General features: G+C 73.3%; 1 protein-coding gene. It reads right to left on the reverse strand.

What is annotated here, in order from left to right; translation table 11 throughout:
- On the reverse strand, positions 1-2,596 hold a 2,596-nt coding region (locus tag D7V97_RS42045; RefSeq protein WP_120616139.1), incomplete at its 3' end, for a DEAD/DEAH box helicase.
- Positions 2,597-2,690: the final 94 nt, after the last annotated feature.

Consider the following 2,690-nt stretch of genomic DNA (forward strand, 5'->3'; position numbering starts at 1 on the left):
GCTCTCCCCCCCACGCGCGCTCCCCGCCCTGCGCCCGGGGTGGCCGCTCGCGGGTGGCCTCGACGATTTCATCCGGCATCCAGGGACGGTCCAGCAGCTCCTGCAGCTCCGGGAGCGAACGGGCCTGGACCACGCCCCGCCGTCCCCGGGCGACGCTGAAGCGCTGGGGACGGTCGAGCAGCGGCAGCTCCTCCTCCACCAGCGTGCGAGCGAGCTTCTCCGGCAGGTGCAGCCGCACCACGCCCCGCGGGGCCCCGTCCGACAGCTCCTCCACGTCGTACTCCAGCGGCACCTCCTGCTCGCGGATCTCCACCGCGTCCGGGAGGGCCAGGAGCAGCTGACGAACGCTGGACGACACGAGCGCTTCCAGGTCGAGCCGCAGCGGGCGCTGCTTGAACTCGTCGAGCGTGTCCACGCCGTCGAGCTGCGCCTCGTAGAGCGCGGTGAGCGCCGGGAGGTCGAGCCGCGGGGTGAGCCCGCCGGAGCGGCGCCACAGCTCGCGCACCTCCGCGATGGCGGTCCGGTGGCGGTCCACCGCGGGATGGGGCGCGTCGCCCCGCGCCAGTGCCTCCGCGAGCGCGTGCCGGGCCGCCTTCGCGAGCTCCGGTCCCCAGGCGCGCAGCACGTCCACTTCCACTTCCAGGTCGAAGCCGAAGTAGTCCAGCCGGCGCTCGAGGATGACGGAGCGGTAGCGCACGTCGTACGCGGGCACCTCCGCGTGACGGCGGGCGTAGCGGCGCAGCAGGTGCTGCGGCAGCTGCGTGCCGTCGATGGCGGCCTGGGAGTTGCCATTGCGGTCGGCGAAGTAGCGCAGCGAGCCCGCCACCGCGCCCAGGTTGCCGCACACGCTCGTCTTCGACACCCGCGCGACCTCGCCCCACGCGGTGCGCTCGTCGATGACCAGGTCGAAGGGCATGAAGCGCGCGAGCAGGTCGCAGAAGCGCTGGTAGACGCGGTTGGAGGCGAACGGCATGCGCGTGGGCAGCGCCACCCCCACGCTGCGGTACACGCTCGCCATCGCGAGCGCCGCGTCCTCCACGGCCTTCACCAGCACGCCTCGCGTGTCGGCCCAGGCCGTGAACTTCTCCGGGTCGAACAGGTGGCGCGGCAGCCCGTGCACCTGGCCCACCGAGCCCGCTTCGCCGAAGGCCTCGGCGTAGAGGTTGTAGGCCGTGAGGTGGTCGCTGCCGGGCACCAGCACCCCGTCCAGGTTGCGCTCCTCGCGCGTCATCCGGTGCAGCGACTCCACCGCGCTGCACACCGCGAGGAAGGGCAAGAGCTCATCCTCCGCGTTGACGATGAGCTCCGCCCAGGGGCGCTCCACGGGCAGCGCCTCCACCGCGCGGCCGTACTCGGACAGCCGGCCGTGCTCATCCACGATGTTGCGCGCCTGCAGCTTCGCGAGCGCCCGGCGGTAGGCCGTGCGGTCCAACGGCACCGGCAGGTCCAGCTCGTCCGCCCGCACGCCCAGGGCCGCCGCGGTGAGCGCCACGCGCTCCGGCTCGCCCGCGAGCTGGAACTCGGGCTCGGTGGGCCGCAGCGACGCGAAGTGGAGCACCCGGTCGCTCAGGATGAAGACGCGCCCGCCCTCCACGCGCCCGTGCACGCGCCCCGCCATCTGCAACAACTCATTGCTGCCCAGGTGCACGCGCGTGAGCACGTTGCGGCCGCCCTGCACCAGGTTCGTGTAGCGCATGTCGTCGATGACGACGGTGTCCAGCCCCGGCACGTTGAGCGCGCTCTGGCCCGCCGCCGTCATCGCGAGCACGAAGGGCCGGGGCGCGCTGCCCTCCAGGAAGGGGCGGATGGCGCGCAGCGGCTCGCCGCCGTGGTAGTGCGCCGCGTGGATCTCCGGCCAGTCGTCGCGCACGTGGGCCGCTGCCTCCTCCACCGCGGCGCGCGTGGCCAGGAACACGCCCACGCCGCGCCCCTGCCGCTGCACGTCCTTCAAGAAGGCGTCGTCCAGGAAGGACAGCGGCTGGCGGCGCTCCACCTCCACGCGGGCCGCCTTCTTCGGGTCGAAGGAGGACACCTGGAGCACGTCCGCGCTGTCCAGGTAGCGCGCGTAGAAGGCAGGGTCGACGGTGGCCGACAGCCAGATGAAGCGGCAGCCCACGCGCTTGCCCAGCGCCAGGCACAGCTCCAGTTCGGCCGACGTCTGGTGGATCTCATCCACGATGAGGGTGTCTTCGCGCCGGATGGCGCCGTCCTGGAACCACCGCCGCGCGATGCCGGTGGTGACGATGACGACGTCGGAGAGCGGCGTCTCCGCGGTGGCCTCGCGCTCGCGGTTGACCACCGCCACGCGCAGGGGCTTGCGCCCCACGAGCACCTCCGCGATGGGGCGGATGGCGAGCGTCTTGCCCGTGCCGGTGCCCGCGACGATGCCGAACCCCTGCCCGCCCCCCGCCAGCTCCCGGAGGCGCTCGCCGTGGTGCTGCTCCAGGTACGTGCGCAGCTCCAGCCCGAGCGCCAGCTCGATGGTCTCGCACGCGGCGCGCGTGGGCGCGATGACCACCACGCGCCCGCGCGGGGGCGCTACGGGGGAGGAAGGAGTGGCGCGAGGCGGGAGGTAGCGGTCGGTGGGCGTGCGCACGGTTCGCAGTGATACGCACTCGCGGCGCCAAGGGGAACATCCGCGTGGACGGAGCACGTCCCAGCGGGTCCAGGACTAGACTCCCGTGCAGGCC

The organism is Corallococcus sp. CA053C (assembly GCF_003611675.1).
Taxonomy (GTDB): domain Bacteria; phylum Myxococcota; class Myxococcia; order Myxococcales; family Myxococcaceae; genus Corallococcus.